Origin of the sequence: Allobosea sp. TAF32, assembly GCF_052113585.1 — a bacterium.
GTDB lineage: Bacteria > Pseudomonadota > Alphaproteobacteria > Rhizobiales > Beijerinckiaceae > Allobosea.
Window position 1 is genome coordinate 21,579 of record NZ_JBFRDM010000011.1, and the last position, 16,500, is coordinate 38,078.

The following is a 16,500-nucleotide window of genomic DNA, read 5'->3' on the forward strand; positions in this document are numbered from 1 at the left end:
GAACCGCGACAGTTGTAACGTGGCGCAAGCGCGACGGCTGCCGCAAGCCGGGAAACGAGGTCATGAAAAAGCGGGCGGCCAATTTTGGCGCCCGCTTCCGGCTCTCCGCTCGGGCAGAGGCCTCACTTCTTGATGCGATAGGCCTCGTGGCAGGCGCCGCAATTCTTGGTCGCCGCGCCGAAGGCGGTGCGGAAGCCGTCGAGGCTAGCCACATTCGCGCCGGCTGCGGCATCGCTCTCGAACTTCACGAAGGCCGCCTTGAAGCCGGCCTGGTCCTCCCAGATCTTCGGCGAAGCAGTGGTCTCGCCGCCGGTCTTGGAACTGTCGGGGAAGAGGGTCGGCACCTTCTTCGCTGTGTCGGCATAGGTCTTGAAGACGGCCTGCGCCTTGGTGGCGTCAAAGGGGGCTTCGCCCTTGGCCATAGCTGCGCCTTCGCGCGTGGCAGCGCCGAGCGCCTTCATCGCCTGCTGGCGCTCCGCGATGGGATTTGATTGCGCCAGGACGGCGGTGATGCCAAGCCCAAGGCCGGCGAGCACAAAAGCGGTGCGGATCATTCAGTTTCCCTTTGAGACGAGCCAGTGCCGAGTGGCGCGGCTTAGAACGCGTCCAAATCAAAGGATGATCACAACACATCCAAATAGCTTTTGCGTGAGCGAGCTTGCAAAATCGCAAGTTAATCCTTGCATCAGAGTTGGTAGCCAGCTTCTTTCAGCGCGGTGAACACCTTGAGCGGCGTCGCCGGCATGTCCATGGCCTTGATGCCGGCGGCACGGTCGAGCGCGTCGACCATGGCGTTCATCACGGCCGGGCAGGCGCCGATCGCGCCGGCCTCGCCCGCGCCTTTCACGCCGATGGCGTTGGTGATGCAGCGGACATTGCGCGTCTCGAAATGGAAATTCGGGATGTCGACCGCTCGCGGCAAGGCGTAGTCCATGAAGGTCGCGGTCAGCATCTGGCCCTCGGGATCGAAGCGGATTTCCTCCATCAGCGCCTGGCCGATGCCCTGGGCCGAGCCGCCATGCACTTGCCCCTGCAGCATCAGCGGGTTCAGCGTCACGCCGAAATCATCGACCACGACGTAGTTCAGGATCTCGGTGCCCCCGGTCCCCGGATCGATTTCCAGCTCGCAGACATGCGTGCCGTTCGGATAGGTCGCCTCCGGCGGCGTCCAGCTCTGATGGACCTTGAGCATGGCCGGCGTCGCGCCCGGCAGAGCCGCGATGGCGGCGAGGTCGAGCGACTTGTCGGTGCCGACGATGCGGACGGCGCCGTTGGCGACCTCGAGATCGCCCAAGGCGGCCTCGAGCTTCTCGGAAGCGAGTTGCTTGAGGTTGTCGGTGAGAATCTCCGTCGCCTTGTTCAGCGCCGCGCCGCCGACGGGGATCGAGCGGGAACCGCCGGTGCCGGAGCCTGTCTCGACGCGGTCGGTATCGCCCTGCACCACACGGATGCGATCCATCGGGATGTCGAGATGCTGCGAGACCAGCTGCGAATAGGCCGTTTCATGCCCCTGCCCGTTCGACTGGGTGCCGATCAGCACCGTGACGGTGCCGTCCTTCTCCAGGATCACGGTCGAGCTTTCCGGGCCGCCGCCGCCGCAGGCTTCGATATAGCTGGCCATGCCGATGCCGCGGATCTTGCCGGCCTTGGCCGAAGCCTTCTGGCGGGTCTTGAAGCCCGTCCAATCGGCCACCTCCATGGCCCTGCGCATATGGCCCTCGAATTCGCCGGAATCGTAGACCGGGCCGGTCTGCGTCTTGTGCGGCATCTCCGATGGCTTAACGAAGTTCTGCGCCCGCACCGCATCCGGCGTCTTGCCGGTTTCGCGCGCGATGGCATCGACCAGGCGCTCGATCAGATAGGCCGCCTCGGGCCGCCCGGCGCCGCGATAGGCATCGACGGGGGTCGTGTTGGTCAGCACGCCGCGGAAGACGACATGCACGGCCGGGATGTTGTAGCAGCCCGGCGTCATCGTCGTGCCGACCCAGGGGATGAAGGGCCCATATTGCGAGAGCCAGGCGCCCATCTCGGCCGAGAGATCGACCTTGAGACCGATGAACCGGCCCTTGGCGTCGAGCGCCATCGTCGCCGTCGAAAGATTGGCGCGGCCATGGGTGTCGGCCAGGAAATGCTCGGTGCGATCGGAGACCCAGCGCACCGGACGCTTCAGCTTCTCGGCCGCGATCATCGCCAGCGGATATTCGCGGTAGAGGAAGATCTTGGTGCCGAACCCGCCGCCGACATCCGGCGTCACCACGCGGATGCGCTTCGGGTCGACCTTGAGCACATAATTCGCGATCAGGTCGCGCATGCCGTGGCTGCCCTGGCTCCCCAACGTCAGCGTCCAGCGCTTCTCGGCCTTGTCGTATTCGGCGATGCAGGCGCGCGTCTCCATGTAGTTGGAGGCGAGCCGGTTGTTGACGATGGTGAGCGAGACCGTGCGCGCTGCCTTGGCGAAGGCCTTCTCGGTCCTCTCACGATCGCCCTGCTCGGCGACGAAGGCGACATTGCCCGCCCGGTCAGGCCACACCTGCGGCGCGCCATGCTCCAAGGCCTCCGCAATGCCGGTCACGGCCGGCAACGGATCCCAGTCGATCTCGATCGCCTCGGCCGCGTCACGCGCCTGCGCCAGCGTTTCGGCGACGATGAAGGCGACGGCCTCCCCGACATGACGGACCGTGTCGGCCGGCAGCACCGGAACCGGGAGCGATTGCGACATCTCGCCCGAGACGGTCGTGACATGCCCCTTGCAGGGCAGATCGCCATACCCGGCGACATCCTTCCCGGTCAGGATCAGCTTCACGCCCTTCAGCTTCCGGGCGGTCTCGGGGTCACCGATCGCAAAGCGGGCATGAGCATAGGGCGAGCGCAGCACGAAGGCGTGCAGCGCGCCCTCTGCGGCGATGTCGTCAGTATACCGGCCTGTCCCGGTCGTCAGGCGTTGATCCTCGACCCGCCGCACAGGCTGGCCGAAACCGAATTTCATGGGACGCATGAGGCATATCCTCAGTTAGGTCTGATGAAAGACTGAAACAGAAACGCGGCCGCGTCAGCCCCCGGCGCATGGTCGGGAGCTGCGTTGAGCGCAAGGCGCCTCAGCGCGCCGTACGGATCGCCGTCTCCGTGAGCGAAACCATCGTATTGCAGTTGTTGACGATCCAGTTGGCGTCGTTGGCCGCGCCGCGGCCGACATCGCCCTTGATCTTGGCGAGCTTCTCGCTCGCGGACCGCTCCGGCATGGTCGGCAATCGCGGCGTTAAACGCCTTGAGATCGACGATCGGATGCGCGCTGCTCGGCATCAGATCGATGATCGCGGACAGGGCCGAAGCCTCAGTCCTCCGCGACCGGTTCGCCATGCGTCAGCCAATCCTTGAAGCCCCCGGCATAGTGGCTGTCGATGTCGAGACCAGCCGACTGCGCGAATTCGAGCGCCCGCCGCGAGCGGACGCCGGCGGCGCAGGACAGTACGACTCGCTTGCCCGGCTCGTTTGGCAGGTCCGCCGGATCGAACTGCGAGAGCGGCCGCGAGACCGAGCCCGGAATATGTCCTGCCGCGAATTCATGCGGCTCGCGCACGTCGACAAGCAGGATGGAGCCATCGCTCAGACCCGCCTTGACGGCGTCGATATCGAGGTCGTTTACGATCATGGGCAGCATCTTCCGCTCAGTCTTGTTGATCCGTCCAGATAGGGCGGCGCGGCAGGATATGCCAGCAGGATAGCGGTGTCGGTCGAAAAGGCAGCAGTCGCGGACGAATGGCCCGCGGCTGCGTGATGGCTTGAAGGCTCAGCCCTGCGGCGGGATGCGCAGCACCCAGCCCGGCTGGATCAGGTCGGGGTTCTTCACCGGCGGCGTATTGGCCTTGACGATCTCGGTATACTTCGCGCCCTGGCCCTTGCCGTAATGCTCCTCGGCGATCTTCCAGAGCGTGTCGCCCTTCTTCACCGTGTAGAACACGGCAGCAGGCGCCTCCTTCGTGACGGCGAGGTCCGATTCGACCTGCGCCACGCCAGTGGTGTTGCCGAGCGCCAGGATGATTTTCTCCGCCTGCTCTGTCGACATGGCGTTGCCGGAGACCTTCACCTTGTCGCCATCGATCTGGATGTTGACGTCGGACGGCAATCCGTGCCCCGCCAGCTCCTTCTGCAGATCATCGGCGGTCGCAGCCTTGGCCGAGCCCGAACCGAAGATCTTGGCGCCCGCTTCCTTGATGAAACTGAACAAACCCATGGAATGCCTCCTTGTGTCGGGTGGCTATCAAGCCCTGTCGCAGCCCTATGTGCAAGCTGCGGAGGAAAAGGTGTTTTCTCGGAACCTGACCACTGATCGCGCGTGAAGGGCCGGAAGGCCCTTTCCTGCTTGCCACGCGGCTGGCAAGAACGCCTTACCCCAACCGGAGTTCCCCATGCTCTCTCTCGCTCAGGCCCAGACCATCCTCGCGACGGCGCTCGCCCATGCCGAGGCCAATGGCTTCAAGCCGCTCGCCATCGCCGTCCTCGACGCACGCGGCGCACAGAAGGCCTTTGCGGCCCAGGACGGCACCAGCCTGAAGCGCGGCGAGATCGCGCTCGGCAAGGCGCATGGCGTCATCGCGCTCGGTGTCGGCTCGCGCGCACTGCACAAGATGGCACTGGATCGCCCCTATTTCGTCGAGGCGGCGACCCATGCGGTCGGCGGCTCGCTGGTGCCGGTGCCCGGCGGCGTGCTGATCCGCTCGCCCGAAGGCCCGGTTCTCGGCGCCATCGGCATCTCCGGCGACACCTCCGACAATGACGAGGCTGCGGCCTGCGCCGGCATCGCCGCGGCGGGCCTTACCGCCGAAACCGGGGCCTGATCCCGCGCTTTTTGCACTTGCCATTCGACTGCTGAGGCCTCATGTCCTCCGGTAATCTGGGTTCTTTAAACCGTACAGTTTGGACCGGATCGAAGGTAGGATTATGAGCGAAGCGGCAGCGGCCAACGAAAACGAAGTCATCACCACCGACGTCGTCATCGTCGGTGCCGGCCCTTGCGGCCTCTTCGCGGTCTTCGAACTCGGCCTGCTCGACATCCGCGCGCATCTCGTCGACATCCTGCCGAAGGTCGGCGGACAGTGCGCGGAGCTCTATCCGGAGAAGCCGATCTACGACATTCCCGGATTTCCGATGGTCACCGGCCAGGCGCTGGTCGACAATCTGCTCGAGCAGATCAAGCCGTTCGGGCCCACCTTCCACCTCAACCAGATGATCGAGTCGGTCGAGCCATGCGGCACCGCCGAGGCGCCGCGCTTCCGCCTCACCACCGACGCCGGTACGGTTTTCGACACCAAGACGGTCGTCATCGCAGCCGGCGGAGGTTCCTTCCAGCCGAAGAAGCCGCCGATTCCCGGCATCGAGGCCTATGAGAACGGCTCCGTCTTCTACGCCGTGCGCAAGATGGAGGCCTTCCGGGGCCGCAACATCCTGATCATCGGCGGCGGCGACTCCGCCCTCGACTGGACGCTGAACCTGCAACCTATCGCCAACCGCGTCACGCTGATGCATCGCCGCGACGATTTCCGCGCCGCGCCGCACTCGGTCGAGCAGATGCGCGCCCTGGTCGCCGACGGCAAGATGGATATGAAGCTCGGCCAGGTCACGGGGCTCAGGGGCGAGAACGGCAAGCTCGAGGCCGTTCTCTGCCGCGGCACCGACAATGCACCCTTCGAGATCGCCTGCGATACGATGCTGCCCTTCTTCGGGCTGACGATGAAGCTCGGCCCGATCGCGGACTGGGGCCTGAACCTGCACGAAAACCTGATCCCGGTCGACACTGAGAAGTTCGAGACCAGCGTGCCCGGCATCTTCGCCGTCGGCGACATCAACGCCTATCCAGGCAAGCTCAAGCTCATCCTCTCGGGCTTCCACGAAGCTGCGCTGTGCGCGCAGAAGGTTCACCGCTACGTCTATCCGGAGAAGCGGCTGACCTTCCAGTACACGACCTCGTCGACGAGCCTGCAGAAGAAGCTCGGCGTCGCCTGAGCGGCCCGCAAGCCGAAACAGCTGAATGCTGGAAGCCGCGGCCAGGGCCGCGGCTTTTTCAATGCGCCATCGTCTCGCGCTGCACCTGGGCGGCGGCAGCACCACTATGGGCCGCACTCTGCGCCAGGCCGAGGCCGAGCGATTGGCGCACGCTCTCGGAGGGGCCGGCCAGCACAGGCGCTTTGCCCTGCGGGGCGCTGACGACCTGCGGCGCGTCGCGCTCATCCATCGGCGGCAGTGGCAGATGATCCTCCGGCTCCTCCGGCTCGATCCGCGCCTTGAGCTCGGCGAGCGCGCCCCAGAGCGGCTGGAAGGAGAACCTGATCTTGTGCGTGCCGGCCGGCACCTGCACCGCGCGGAACAGCACATTGGCCTTCAGGATCTCGGTCTCGACCCCATCGACCTCGACCTTCCACCAGGGATGCCAGATGTCGTTGAGCACGACGAATCCGGCCGCAGGCGTCCTCACCTCGATCTCGACATGCGCGTTGCGATACTGCGTCAGCTTGATATCGGCCTGCACCGCGACCGGCCCTTCCGGGGTCGCGACGGGCGGCTCGACATCGAGCAGAACGGCCTGCTGCGGATCGGTGTCCGGCCAGCGGCCCGAGAGCTTCATGCTCTCGAAATCGGCGAACTGCCAGCCGCCCACGAACTGCACCCGCGGCAGCGCATGCGGGTTCTCGTAGACATAGCCTTCCTTGGTTCGCGCAACCAGATTGAGATCGCCGCTGCGCAGCGAGTGATCGACCTGGTCGATCGGCACCGGCGAGGCGATGTAGCGCAGCCCAAGCAGGTTGGCGAGCCGGCAGCGATAGGACGGGAAGAGCGGCGTGAACTTGCGGTCCGCCGGCTTTGCGATGCCGTCGCCGGTACCCACGGCCTCGGAGAAATCTTCCAGCCGCAGGGGATTGTAGCCGAGCGTGTGGTCGAAGCCATGGACCATGCCGGCATTCGGCCATTCGAAGCCCATGCCGAGCAGCTCGACCCGGTCGCGGCGCGGCGAGCCGGCGGGCTGCGACGTCAGGTGCTTCAGCACCGCGATCGTCTCGTTCTTCGTGCCCGGCTCCAGCACATCGTACATTTGCGGCGGCAACGCCGTGGACTCGTTCGGGCCGTTGTTGACGCCCAGATCCGCTGCCACCACGCCCGTGACCAGAACCGCGGCGGCGGCAGTGCCGAGCGCTCCGCGCCAGCGCTGCAGGGCGAAGAAGGCGCCGCCCGCGACGGCGAACCAGACCAGAGCCAGCGCAACCGGCTTCCAGGCATCCGCGAGATGGCCCGCACCGCGCGAGACGATGAGCGCGAGGATGACCGTGGCCATCACCACGCCTGCGCCGATTATGAGATCGCGGCGGAAGGATGTCCCCTCTTCCGCGGTCAGGATGCGGTGCAGCACATAGCCGGAGAGCACCGCCGCCAGCCCGCCGATCAGGAAGGTTGCGTCGGCCGGCCGGCGGAACTGCTTCACGCCCGGCATATATTCGTAAGCGAAGTGGAACAGCGGCGTGTAGCGCCCGAGTGCGAACAGCACCATGAAGGCGAACATCAGCGTCAGCGGCCGGATCGACTTGTCCCAGAGCCAGCCGCGTGTCAGGCCCGGCGCCAGCAGCAGCAGCATCGGCAGCGCGCCGAAATAGACCTGCGCCATGTTCTGCGACAGGTAGAGGACCTGGGGGTCGCTATAGGGTCCCCAGAACTCGACATTCGGGTCCTTGGCGCCGAACAGGTCCCCGATGAATGCGGTGAGCAGCGACACGGGGTGCAGCGAGCCGCGAGCCGCCACGCCGAAATCGATCTCGGGCCGTGTCGTCGCCTCGGCGAAGAGCCAGGTCCAGAGCAGCGGCAGGACGATGACGGCCAGCCCGACCACGCTGGCGGCCGCGATCGGCAGCAGGCTCGCGCGAAAAGCCGGCCAGCCACCGGAGACCCAATGCGCCACGACCATGCCGAACAGCACATAGCCGCCGAGCAGGGCGACCTGATCCGGCTCCAGCACCATCAGCCCGGCCGCCAGGCCAGCGAAAACACCGGAGAGAATCGAGGAACGCTGCAGCATCCGCGCCGTCAGCCAGAAGGCGATGGCGAAGAAGGCGAGGCTCGCGATCTGGCCGACATGCTGCACCCGCCACGCAGCCGAGGCCCCGAAGGCGAAGACCAGCGCCGCCATCAGGCCGCCGGCCGGATGCCAGCCGCGATCGCGGAAGAACATGATGAGCGCGAGGCCGCCGGCGAGCAGATGCGCCAGCACATAGGCGTCGACATCGCGGAAGCTTGGAGCCGGCGACAGCAGGGCGAGCAGGATCGCAGGCGAGAAGATCAGCGACTGCGGATCGGCGATCTGCGGCGAGCCGGCGAACACGTTGTGGTTCCAGAAGGGCGACTGACCGGAATGGAGCGCGTTCGCGAGGAACTGAACCTGCGCCTGGAAATGCGCCTTCGCGTCGAACGGAATCGTCACCGACCCCGAAAGCCAGGGCCAGCACAGGATGCCCCATGCCACGACGAAACCGATGGCCGCCAGCAGGTAGCCGGCGCCCCTTGCATCCACGCGTCTCAAATGGACCCCCACGGTCCTCGGCACGAACGGTCCCGTTCTGGGATCCTGTCTCCAGCCCTGTCAGTGGGTGGACCTTGCTGTCGCGCACCTGAACCGAATCTGAACGCAATCACGCAGCCGTGAGCGAAGCTCCGGACAATCTGAAGAAAGCGGAAATCCGGGTGCCTATGTCGCTGTCACGGCTCCCCAAAGCGCCATCCCCGTCATGGTCGGGCTCGTCCCCGACCATCCACCTCTTCGTTGGTCAAAGGCCGTGTTCACGACGTGGAGGCTCGCCACGAGGGCGAGGATGATGGCGGCGGCAGATCAGCGCGCGGCAGCGGCAAGCCAGCCGGCCAGTGCCTGACGCTCCGCGGGCGTCATGCCGGAAAGATTGTTCGGGGGCATTGCATGGGTCATCACGGCCTGCGTGCGGATGGCGCGGGCGTGGACGGCGATCTGCTCGGGCTCGTGCAGCAACACGCCCTTCGGCGCGATCTGGATGCCGGGCCAGGATGGCTCGGGCGCATGGCACATGGCGCAACGCCCGGTCACGATGTTGGAGACCTCGGCCGGCGGCAGTGTCATGCCGGCCATCAGGACAGGTTTCGGCACCTCCCGCGGCTTCAGGCCGAGCTGCTCGCGCCCGCCAGGCGAGGACGACATCGCCACCCAGAAAGCGAACCAGAGCGCCAGGATCGCCACTGCCCAGCACCACCAGGGCGATTTCGCATGGTCGCCGTGCCGGACATTGAAGAAATGCCGTATCAGCGCGCCGGCGACGATCACCAGCGCCACCAGCAGCGGGATCACCGCCGAATTGGCATAGGTCACCGGATAGTGGTTCGACAGCATCAGGAACAGCACCGGCAGGGTGATGTAGTTGTTATGCGTCGAGCGCTGCTTGGCGGCCTTGCCGTATTTCGGATCGGGCGTCTGCCCGGCGACCAGCGCCGCGATGACCTTCCGCTGCCCCGGCATGATGTTGAAGAAGACGTTGGCGGTCATGATCGTCGCCATCAGCGCGCCGGTATGGATGAGCGCGCCGCGCCCGGAGAAGACGTTGGCGAAGGCCCAGCTCGCCGCGACGACATAGCCGAAGCCGATGAGCCCGAGCAGTACGTCATGCCGGCCGAGCGGCGACCTGCACATCAGGTCGTAGATCACCCAGCCGGCGACGAGCGCGGCGATGCCGATGGCGCCGGCAGCGAAGGGCGAAAGCTGCATCACCGCCGGATCGATCAGATAGAGCTCCGACTGCGCGTAATAGACCCAGACCAACAGGAAGAAGCCGGAGATCCAGGTCCAGTAGCTCTGCCATTTGTGCCAGGTCAGCTCGGCCGGCATCACGGCCGGCGCCACCATGTATTTGCGCATCTCGTAGAAGCCGCCGCCATGGACCTGCCAGGCGCGCCCGCCTGTGCCGACCGGAATGTCCGCAGCCGGCTTCAGCGAGGCGTCGAGATGGATGAAGAAGAAGGAGGCACCGATCCAGGCGATCGCCGTGATGACATGGAGCCAGCGCAGCATCATGCCGCCCCATTCCATCAGATAGGCTTCGAGCATGGCGCTGCGCTCCGCGAGGGTTGGTGGTGATCCCGAATCCGGAGGATGCCGCTCCGGCACCACCAAGCTAACCCGCTTTCGCCGGGTCCGAAATCGCCCGAGATTTGACATCCGGGAACATGATCTTATCGCAAAAGCCGATATCGATTTTCCCGCATGGCGCTCTACAGTTGCGCAGAACGACGGGGTTCCGGAATCGATGCGCGCCGGACGGCGCTGCTTTCAGGAGAACGGCAGGGAATGGGACGCCTCTCGACGCATGTGCTCGACACGGTCAATGGCCGCCCTGCCGCCGGTGTCGCAATCACGCTGGAACGGCTGCATCCCGACGGCTCGCGCGAGCGGCTGGCCCAGGCCGTGACCAATTCCGACGGCCGCACCGATGGCCCGCTGCTCTCCGGGACGCTCCAGCCTGGCAGCTATGAACTGAGCTTCGCGGTCGGCGCCTATTTCCGCGACCTTGGCAGCGCCTTGCCCGAGCCCGCCTTCCTCGATCTTGTCCCAATCCGCTTCGGCATCGCCGAGCCGGAAGGGCACTACCACGTCCCGCTCCTGGCCTCGCCCTGGAGCTACTCCACCTATCGCGGCAGCTAGACCTCATGACCCAGACGACCTACCCGCGCGACATGAAGGGCTATGGCCGCAATGCCCCTCACCCGCATTGGCCGGGCGAGGCGCGCATCGCCGTCCAGTTCGTGATCAACTACGAGGAAGGCGGTGAGAACTGCATCCTCCACGGCGACGCCGCCTCGGAAGCCTTCCTGTCCGAGATCGTCGGCGCGGCTGCCTGGCCGGGTCAGCGCCATATGAACATGGAGTCGATCTATGAATACGGCTCGCGCGCCGGCTACTGGCGGCTGTGGCGGATGTTCACCGAACGCAACCTGCCAGTGACCGTTTTCGCCGTCGCCAGCGCGCTGGCGCGCTATCCCGAGATCGTCGGCTCGATGCAGGAGGCCGGCTGGGAGATCGCGACCCACGGCCTGAAATGGATCGACTATCGCGACACTCCCAGGGAGCGCGAACGCGCCGACATTCTTGAGGCGATCCGCATCCAGACCGAGCTTACCGGCGAACGGCCGCTCGGCTGCTATCAGGGCCGCACGTCCGAGAACACGATCCCCCTGACGATGGAGGAAGGCGGCTTCCTCTACACCGCCGACGTCTATGCCGACGAATTGCCCTACTGGCTCGCGGGTCAAAAGGGTCCGCAGCTGGCCGTGCCCTATACGCTCGACGCCAACGACATGCGCTTCGCCACGCCGCAGGGCTTCAACACCGGCGAGCAGTTCTTCACCTACCTCAAGGATTCTTTCGACACGCTTTATGCCGAGGGCGAGACGGCCCCGAAGATGATGTCGATCGGCCTCCATTGCCGCCTCGTGGGCCGTCCGGGCCGGGCCGCGGCACTCGCCCGCTTTCTCGACTACGTGAAGAGCCATGACCGGGTCTGGGTCGCGACCCGACTCGACATCGCCCGCCACTGGGTCAGGACGCACCCCCCGGCGGGCGGCTATATGCCCTCGAAGCTGCCCAAGGCACTCTTCGTCGAAGTCTTCGGCCGCGTCTGGGAGAACTCGCCCTGGATCGCCGAGGCGACCTACGACGCCGGGCTCGGCGCGGCGCAGGATAACGCGGAGGACCTGCATGCCGCGATGGTCGCGGCGATGCGCAAGGCCTCGCCCGAGCGGCAGAAGATTCTGCTCAACGCCCATCCCGATCTCGCCGGCAAGCTTGCTGCGGCCGGAGAGATGACGGAGGAATCGACGCAGGAACAGTCTTCGGCGGGGCTTGATCGATTGAGCAGCGACGAGCGCGTGCGCTTCACCGCCCTGAACGAGGCCTACAAGGCCCGCTTCGGCATCCCCTTCATCATGGCAGTGAAGGGCGCCACCAAGGCTCAGATTCTGGCGGCTTTCGAAGAGAGGCTGAAGAACACGCCCGCGCAGGAATTCGCAACGGCACTGGCACAGGTCGAGAAGATCACGCTGCTGCGTCTCAAGGAATTGCTGCCGGCAGGCTGAGCCCGGCCGACCGCGGCGCCGTCAGGCTCGGGCTTGACCCGAGCATCTCCGAAAACAGCTCCCTCCGATCCTGAGATTCTCGGGTCTACGCTGCGTTGCACCCGAGAATGACGCGCTCCCGGAACCTCCGCTCCTCCCGCCACGTTGATGAGCGGGGAAAGGGAGGCGCGTCCGTGTTCCGCCTGTTGCTGATCATACTCGTGCTGGTCATCGGCTATGATGCCGTGGCGCATCAGGGCGCCTATACGCGCGAAGCCTGGAACGCCGTCACCCGGCTGACCGGCTCGGCCATCGAGGGTGCGAAGGGGCTGGGCGAGCGCGCGCGAGACGACGCCAACGCACCCCGCAACTGAGCCGTTTCTTCAGGCCGCCGCGCGCGCCTCGACGATGCCCGCGATCGCCTCGAGCATCCGCGTGTCGTCTCCCGCCAGCCCCTCCATCGCCGCCATGCGCTGAATCACCGTGCCGGCGATCGCTTCCTCCACCGTATCCTCGGCATAGGTGTAGAAGATCGTCGCGTGCTGGCCGTCGCGATGGCAGCGGCCTTCGATCTGCTGGAGCTGGATGGCGCTGTGGCGCATGTCGTGGACCACCAGCGCCCGCTCCCGCTCGCCGCCCGGCATTTCGCCGCGATGCAGCGAGATCGACTCGGTGACGGTGAAGATCACCGCATCGAGCCCGCCGGTCTGGAAGGCGATGCGCGTCTCTTCGTTCTGCGCGCCCGAGCGCTCGCCATTGATCTCGCCGACTCGCCAGCCGCGCCCTCTCAGCGTCTCGGCCAAAATCGCGCTGGTCTCAAGGAAGGCGACCGAGATCGCCACCTGCTCGTCATTCCCGAGCAAATCCTCGCAGAAATCCGCCGTGCCGGCGATGCGGAGCAAACTGGCTTTCTGCCGGAAGCGCAGATCGGCGGCCCAGCCCTGCGGCTTGCGCGTCGAGCCGCCGGCCAAACCCAGCTCCTTGCGGAACTCCCGCCAGGTCGCCTCATAGAGCTTGCGCGCGGCACTATCCAACGCGACGGGGGCGAGCTCGCGCTGCACCTCCGGCCAGCCGGCGATCTCCTCGGGCCGGCGGCGCAGGCCGATGGCGTTCGCGCCGCGATAGAGCAGATCAGCCATCACCTTGCGGTCGGTCTCGTTCGGCTCCCAGCTCCAGTTCTTCCAGCGGCCCTTGGCCCTGCCGATCTTCAGCCGCTTCATCAGGGTGCGGAAGCCATCGAGGTCCGCGGTCGGCATGCCCGCGACCTTCGCCAGCAACGGCGCGAGATAGGACAGCTCGTGTGGTGACTGGCCGGCGGTAGCGCTCATATAGATGGTGAAATCGGCAGCTTCCGCCATCTGCCGACAAACCAGCCCCTGCTGCGAATTGGGATTGCGGATGCGGTGGGCCTCGTCGATCACGACAAGCGGCCAGACTCGCTTCGGCCGGCCATGCTTCGCGAGTTCATTGTTCTTCGCCCGCGCCGAGCGTTTCCGGCTGTCAGCGACTGGGGCCAGCAGCGATTTCGTCTTCTCGAAATTCATCAGCGTCACGCGCTTCGCCGGCAGACCTGACAGCGCCATGGTCCGCCGCCATTGCGGGATCGCCCCTTTCGGACAGATTACCAGCACGTCCTCCTCCGGCATGGCGGAGAGCGCGAGCCAGGCCGAGAGCGTCTTGCCGAGGCCGGTGAGGTCGCCGAGCAGGAAGCCGGCGGCCCCCTTCCCTCGCGCGGCCAGGATCGCATCGCGGGCAACGAGCTGGTGCGGATGCGGGGTGAACGTCATGTGGAAGGAAAGATCCTCATCGATGTCTGGCCGCCCCGCCCTGCCCGGCAGGCATGGCGCGCCCGGCTCTCTTGGCACTGGCGCAACCGCGCGTCCACCGGCACTGTGCCGGCCATAAATCCGGGAGACCTTACGACCATGACCCGCGCGCAGGCGATCGCGAAAGCTCAGGACTATTTCGATTCAGGCGGAATGAAGAGCGACCTCGGCCGCCTCGTCGCGATTCCCACCGAAAGCCAGAACCCGGACCGCGCCCCCGTCCTCGGCGAATATCTCGAGCAGGAGATGCAGCCCCTGCTCGAATCGCTCGGCTTCACCTGCCGCACCCTGACCCATCCGAAGTCGCGGGGCCCCTTTCTCTACGCCGAGCGCATCGAAGACCCCTCCCTGCCGACCATCCTCGGCTACGGCCATGGCGATGTGATCCGCGGCCTCGACGCGCAATGGAGCGAGGGCCTCTCGCCCTGGAAGCTCGTCGAGCGCGAAGGCCGCTGGTATGGCCGCGGCGTCGTCGACAACAAAGGCCAGCACCTGATCAACCTCAGCGCGCTCAGCGCCGTTCTGGAGACGCGCGCCAAACTCGGCTTCAATGCCAAATACCTGATCGAGATGGGCGAGGAGTCCGGCTCGCCGGGCCTGCGCGAGCTCTGCACCGAGCAGAAGGAGCTGTTCAAGGCTGACGTCCTGATCGCCTCGGATGGGCCGCGGCTCAACGCCGAGCGCCCGACCGTCTTTCTCGGCGCGCGCGGCGGCGTCACCTTCGACCTCTCGATCAATGCCCGCGAGGGCGGGCATCACTCTGGCAACTGGGGCGGCATCCTCTCCGACCCTGCGATCCAGCTCGCCCATGCCATTGCCTCGATCACCTCGCCGAGCGGACAGATCCGCATTCATGAATGGGTGCCCAAGGAGCTGCCGCCAGCGGTGCGCAAGGCGCTTGTCGGCTGCGAGATCGATGGTGGGCCGGACGGTCCGACGATCGATCCGAACTGGGGCGAGCCGGGCCTGACCCCGGCGGAGCAGGTCTTCGGCTGGTGCTCTTTCGACGTGCTGGCGATGAAGTCGGGCGTGCCCGAGACGCCGGTCAACGCCGTGCCGCCGAACGCCTGGGCACGCTGCCAGCTGCGCTTCGTCGTCGGCATCGACTACGACGATGTCGTGCCGGCTCTGAAGCGGCATCTCCAGCGCCATGGCTTCCCCATGGTCGAAGTGTCGCTCAGCCGCTCCGAGATCTTCGGCGCGACGCGCCTCGACCCGGAAGATCCCTGGGTGGATTTCGCCCTCGCCTCGATCGCCGAAAGCACCGGCAAGAAGCCGGCCCTGCTGCCCAATCTCGGCGGATCGCTGCCGAACGACATCTTCGCGGATATCCTGGAGCTGCGCACCATCTGGGTGCCGCATTCCTATCCCGGCTGTTCGCAGCACGCGCCGGATGAGCATCTGCCGGTCGCCATCGCCCGCGAGGGCCTGACCGCCATGGCCGGTCTCTACTGGGATATCGGCTCGGGCGACGCACCGGCGGTCTAGTACTCGCCCTTGAGGCCTACTCCTGCGGCTGACGCGGATCGCGCCCCGGTGGGAGATCGATGGGTGTCGCCGGAGGTGCTTCCGGCGGCGCGTTAGGCGGAAACTCCGGCGGCGGTTCGGTCGGGATGCCCTGGGGTTCCTCGTCCGGCGGCGATTCGACCGGCGGTGCCGGCGGAACATTGCCGGGCGTCAACGGTGGCGCCTCCGGAGGCGGATCGGGGATGGCGGGGGTATTGCCGGGCGCTGCCTTCAGGCCGTGATTGAACTGCATCATGCGAAACCTGTCCTTTCGGACAGAAACGCCCGAGCCGCCGAAAGGCTCCACGGTGCAGCGATGGGGCAGGCGTAACCGTCCTCTCAGTCCGGCGAGGGACCTCTGTCCCCGTCACGCTCGGGCGGCGTAGCGCGACCCTGGAGCCTATGTTCCAGCGAATGATCGAGGGCCAGCAGGACGAGCGCCAGAGCCGTCGCCGTCAGCGTCACCGGCCACTTCCCCAGCCCGGCTGAGCACCCCAGCGCCGCCGTCACCCAGATCGCCGCCGCCGTGGTCAGCCCGTGCGGCGTCATCTCGCGATCGCGATGGATGATAAGGCCGGCGCCGAGAAAGCCGATGCCGGTCAGCACACCCTGCACCACGCGGCTCGCCGCATCGGGATGGAGCGTCTCGCTGAACAGGCTCGCAGCCGCCGCCGTACCGATTCCCACCAGGCCGAAGGTGCGCAGCCCCGCACTCTTGCGGTGAAGGGTCCTCTGCCAGCCGACCGCCACGCCCGCGACGAGGCCGGCCAGCAGCCGAAGCATCAATTCGAGTTCGTCCAAGATGCCGTTCGCTCCGCAGGCGCCGTGACGCGACGATAGCACAGCCGCGAATCCGGCGAAGCAACCGCATGGCTGCTCGGCCCGCGAAGTGGCTATCCAACGATGTCCAGGAAAACCGTGGTGGGTGATGTAGGGCTCGAACCTACGACCCGCTGATTAAGAGTCAGCTGCTCTACCAACTGAGCTAATCACCCATACGCCACGAAGCGTTGCCGTTCGGCGGCGTCAGCCGCGTCAGGCAGGGGGCGTGTAGCAAAGG

General features: G+C 66.2%; 16 protein-coding genes and 1 tRNA gene. 6 read left to right on the forward strand and 11 right to left on the reverse strand.

What is annotated here, in order from left to right; genetic code table 11:
• Positions 1–122: 122 nt before the first annotated feature.
• The 5 genes from AB4Z16_RS23470 to lysM form a co-directional block, all read right to left on the reverse strand.
• Complete coding sequence (locus AB4Z16_RS23470; protein WP_441513739.1) at positions 123–554, reverse strand: c-type cytochrome; 432 nt, start codon at positions 552–554, stop codon at positions 123–125.
• A 131-nt stretch (positions 555–685) separates the two neighbouring features.
• On the reverse strand, positions 686–2,995 hold the full coding sequence (locus AB4Z16_RS23475; protein ID WP_441513740.1) for a xanthine dehydrogenase family protein molybdopterin-binding subunit: 2,310 nt from the start codon (positions 2,993–2,995) through the stop codon (positions 686–688).
• A 100-nt stretch (positions 2,996–3,095) separates the two neighbouring features.
• Positions 3,096–3,239 (reverse strand): hypothetical protein, encoded by a 144-nt coding sequence (locus tag AB4Z16_RS23480; protein ID WP_441513741.1) that lies wholly within the window; start codon positions 3,237–3,239, stop codon positions 3,096–3,098.
• Positions 3,240–3,331: 92 nt separating this feature from the next.
• Complete coding sequence (locus AB4Z16_RS23485) at positions 3,332–3,649, reverse strand: rhodanese-like domain-containing protein (protein ID WP_441513742.1); 318 nt, start codon at positions 3,647–3,649, stop codon at positions 3,332–3,334.
• 138 nt (positions 3,650–3,787) lie between these two features.
• Positions 3,788–4,231: a peptidoglycan-binding protein LysM gene (gene lysM / locus AB4Z16_RS23490; RefSeq protein WP_441513743.1), complete on the reverse strand. Its 444-nt coding sequence runs from the start codon at positions 4,229–4,231 to the stop codon at positions 3,788–3,790.
• A 175-nt stretch (positions 4,232–4,406) separates the two neighbouring features.
• Between lysM and AB4Z16_RS23495 the strand changes: the two genes are divergently transcribed.
• Both AB4Z16_RS23495 and AB4Z16_RS23500 read left to right on the forward strand, forming a co-directional pair.
• The gene (locus AB4Z16_RS23495) at positions 4,407–4,835 is read left to right on the forward strand and encodes a GlcG/HbpS family heme-binding protein (RefSeq protein ID WP_441513744.1); all 429 of its coding nucleotides are present in this window, start codon (positions 4,407–4,409) and stop codon (positions 4,833–4,835) included.
• Positions 4,836–4,938: 103 nt separating this feature from the next.
• Complete coding sequence (locus AB4Z16_RS23500; protein ID WP_441513745.1) at positions 4,939–6,000, forward strand: NAD(P)/FAD-dependent oxidoreductase; 1,062 nt, start codon at positions 4,939–4,941, stop codon at positions 5,998–6,000.
• Between the two features lie 58 nt (positions 6,001–6,058).
• Here AB4Z16_RS23500 and AB4Z16_RS23505 read toward each other — a convergent pair whose 3' ends face one another.
• The gene (locus AB4Z16_RS23505; protein WP_441513746.1) at positions 6,059–8,551 is read right to left on the reverse strand and encodes a hypothetical protein; all 2,493 of its coding nucleotides are present in this window, start codon (positions 8,549–8,551) and stop codon (positions 6,059–6,061) included.
• A 315-nt stretch (positions 8,552–8,866) separates the two neighbouring features.
• Positions 8,867–10,105, reverse strand: a complete 1,239-nt coding sequence (locus AB4Z16_RS23510) for a urate hydroxylase PuuD (protein ID WP_441513747.1) — start codon at positions 10,103–10,105, stop codon at positions 8,867–8,869.
• 240 nt (positions 10,106–10,345) lie between these two features.
• Here AB4Z16_RS23510 and uraH point away from each other — a divergent pair, with 240 nt between their 5' ends.
• The 3 genes from uraH to AB4Z16_RS23525 all read left to right on the forward strand — a co-directional run bounded on the left by uraH (position 10,346) and on the right by AB4Z16_RS23525 (position 12,482).
• A complete protein-coding gene (uraH, locus tag AB4Z16_RS23515) occupies positions 10,346–10,699 on the forward strand; it encodes a hydroxyisourate hydrolase (protein ID WP_441513748.1) in 354 nt (117 codons plus the stop codon).
• A gap of 5 nt (positions 10,700–10,704) precedes the next feature.
• Complete coding sequence (gene puuE / locus AB4Z16_RS23520) at positions 10,705–12,129, forward strand: allantoinase PuuE (protein ID WP_441513749.1); 1,425 nt, start codon at positions 10,705–10,707, stop codon at positions 12,127–12,129.
• Between the two features lie 173 nt (positions 12,130–12,302).
• Positions 12,303–12,482, forward strand: coding sequence for a hypothetical protein (locus AB4Z16_RS23525; RefSeq protein ID WP_441513750.1), 180 nt, complete (start codon positions 12,303–12,305; stop codon positions 12,480–12,482).
• 9 nt (positions 12,483–12,491) lie between these two features.
• On the opposite strand, the gene AB4Z16_RS23530 is transcribed toward AB4Z16_RS23525, so the two are convergent.
• Positions 12,492–13,895 carry an SNF2-related protein gene (locus AB4Z16_RS23530; protein ID WP_441513751.1) on the reverse strand — a complete coding sequence of 468 codons (1,404 nt, stop codon included), beginning with the start codon at positions 13,893–13,895 and terminating at the stop codon, positions 12,492–12,494.
• A gap of 138 nt (positions 13,896–14,033) precedes the next feature.
• Between AB4Z16_RS23530 and AB4Z16_RS23535 the strand changes: the two genes are divergently transcribed.
• A complete protein-coding gene (locus AB4Z16_RS23535) occupies positions 14,034–15,422 on the forward strand; it encodes a M20 family metallopeptidase (RefSeq protein WP_441513752.1) in 1,389 nt (462 codons plus the stop codon).
• Positions 15,423–15,438: 16 nt separating this feature from the next.
• On the opposite strand, the gene AB4Z16_RS23540 is transcribed toward AB4Z16_RS23535, so the two are convergent.
• The 3 genes from AB4Z16_RS23540 to AB4Z16_RS23550 form a co-directional block, all read right to left on the reverse strand.
• On the reverse strand, positions 15,439–15,696 hold the full coding sequence (locus tag AB4Z16_RS23540; protein ID WP_441513753.1) for a hypothetical protein: 258 nt from the start codon (positions 15,694–15,696) through the stop codon (positions 15,439–15,441).
• A gap of 83 nt (positions 15,697–15,779) precedes the next feature.
• The gene (locus tag AB4Z16_RS23545; RefSeq protein ID WP_441513754.1) at positions 15,780–16,241 is read right to left on the reverse strand and encodes an MgtC/SapB family protein; all 462 of its coding nucleotides are present in this window, start codon (positions 16,239–16,241) and stop codon (positions 15,780–15,782) included.
• A gap of 118 nt (positions 16,242–16,359) precedes the next feature.
• Positions 16,360–16,435: transfer RNA gene (locus tag AB4Z16_RS23550), tRNA-Lys, on the reverse strand.
• Positions 16,436–16,500 lie beyond the last annotated feature (65 nt).

Coding starts and splice junctions, on each gene's coding strand:
- AB4Z16_RS23470 (WP_441513739.1), bottom strand. CDS start 554: ATGATCCGCACCGCTTTTGTGCTCGCCGGCCTTGGGCTTGGCATCACC.
- uraH (WP_441513748.1), top strand. CDS start 10,346: ATGGGACGCCTCTCGACGCATGTGCTCGACACGGTCAATGGCCGCCCT.
- AB4Z16_RS23530 (WP_441513751.1), bottom strand. CDS start 13,895: ATGACGTTCACCCCGCATCCGCACCAGCTCGTTGCCCGCGATGCGATC.
- AB4Z16_RS23510 (WP_441513747.1), bottom strand. CDS start 10,105: ATGCTCGAAGCCTATCTGATGGAATGGGGCGGCATGATGCTGCGCTGG.
- AB4Z16_RS23495 (WP_441513744.1), top strand. CDS start 4,407: ATGCTCTCTCTCGCTCAGGCCCAGACCATCCTCGCGACGGCGCTCGCC.
- lysM (WP_441513743.1), bottom strand. CDS start 4,231: ATGGGTTTGTTCAGTTTCATCAAGGAAGCGGGCGCCAAGATCTTCGGT.
- AB4Z16_RS23475 (WP_441513740.1), bottom strand. CDS start 2,995: ATGCGTCCCATGAAATTCGGTTTCGGCCAGCCTGTGCGGCGGGTCGAG.
- puuE (WP_441513749.1), top strand. CDS start 10,705: ATGACCCAGACGACCTACCCGCGCGACATGAAGGGCTATGGCCGCAAT.
- AB4Z16_RS23485 (WP_441513742.1), bottom strand. CDS start 3,649: ATGATCGTAAACGACCTCGATATCGACGCCGTCAAGGCGGGTCTGAGC.
- AB4Z16_RS23535 (WP_441513752.1), top strand. CDS start 14,034: ATGACCCGCGCGCAGGCGATCGCGAAAGCTCAGGACTATTTCGATTCA.
- AB4Z16_RS23500 (WP_441513745.1), top strand. CDS start 4,939: ATGAGCGAAGCGGCAGCGGCCAACGAAAACGAAGTCATCACCACCGAC.
- AB4Z16_RS23540 (WP_441513753.1), bottom strand. CDS start 15,696: ATGATGCAGTTCAATCACGGCCTGAAGGCAGCGCCCGGCAATACCCCC.
- AB4Z16_RS23480 (WP_441513741.1), bottom strand. CDS start 3,239: ATGCCGGAGCGGTCCGCGAGCGAGAAGCTCGCCAAGATCAAGGGCGAT.